The sequence below is a fragment of the Acetobacter lambici genome (genome assembly GCF_011516885.1).
GTDB classification, from domain to species: Bacteria; Pseudomonadota; Alphaproteobacteria; order Acetobacterales; family Acetobacteraceae; genus Acetobacter; species Acetobacter lambici.
The window spans coordinates 1-853 of record NZ_WOTD01000153.1 but is presented as its reverse complement, the minus strand read 5'-3'; the positions used below and the strand labels follow the sequence as shown (position 1 = coordinate 853).

Here is an 853-nt window from a genome sequence, read left to right as displayed (position 1 = left end):
CATTGAAAGGCTGTTTGACCGATTTGACGCGACCCTGCGGAACGCCGGTTATCTCCCGATGTCCGGCCAGATCCTGGATGCAACACTGGTGGCTGCTCCAAAGCAGCGCAATACGAAGGCTGAGAAAGCGGATCTCCGGGCAGGACGTATTCCAGAAGACTGGCAGGACAAGCCCGCAAAGATGTCGCACAAGGATCGTCATGCGCGCTGGACGCTGAAGTTCACGAAAGCAAAACGGCAGGATGACGGGAGTATGCCCGCAACGGATCTCGCTATCCCGTTCTTTGGCTACAAATCCCACGTCTCCATCGACCGGAAGTTTCGGTTCATCCGGAAATGGAAGACGACGGATGCCGCTGCCAGCGATGGGGCACGATTGAGAGAAGGCCTGCTGGATAAAACCAATACGGCCTCAACCGTTTGGGCTGATACAGCCTATCGCTCAAAAGCCAATGAGGACTTCATGGACAAAGAGGGTTTCGTCTCGAAGGTTCACAGGAAAAAGCCGCACCTCAAACCCATGCCCCGCCATATCCAGCGATCCAATGCTGGAAAGTCCGTGATCCGATCACGCGTCGAGCACGTCTTTGCAGATCAGAAATCACAGACCGGACTATTCATCCGAACTGTCGGTATCATACGGGCCACCATGAGGATCGGGCTGGCCAATATCGTCTACAACATGCGCCGCTTCCTCTTCCTCGAAAGATTGAACGCGAGCGCGTAGTCATCCAGCGGGACGGCAGTCCCCGATCTGCTCAAAACGCAGATCAAAAGCTACCCCAAAAACCGTCAATCAAATCGCCAAAAACCTGAAATCACGAGCCAGGCGCATCAACCAACGGTTCTTCGA

General features: G+C 54.5%; 1 protein-coding gene. It reads left to right on the top strand.

The window, feature by feature from the left end; genetic code table 11:
• Positions 1-727, top strand: a 727-nt coding sequence (locus GOB86_RS15610) for a transposase (protein WP_165993574.1), incomplete at its 5' end; no start/stop codon positions are given.
• Between the last annotated feature and the right edge of the window lie 126 nt (positions 728-853).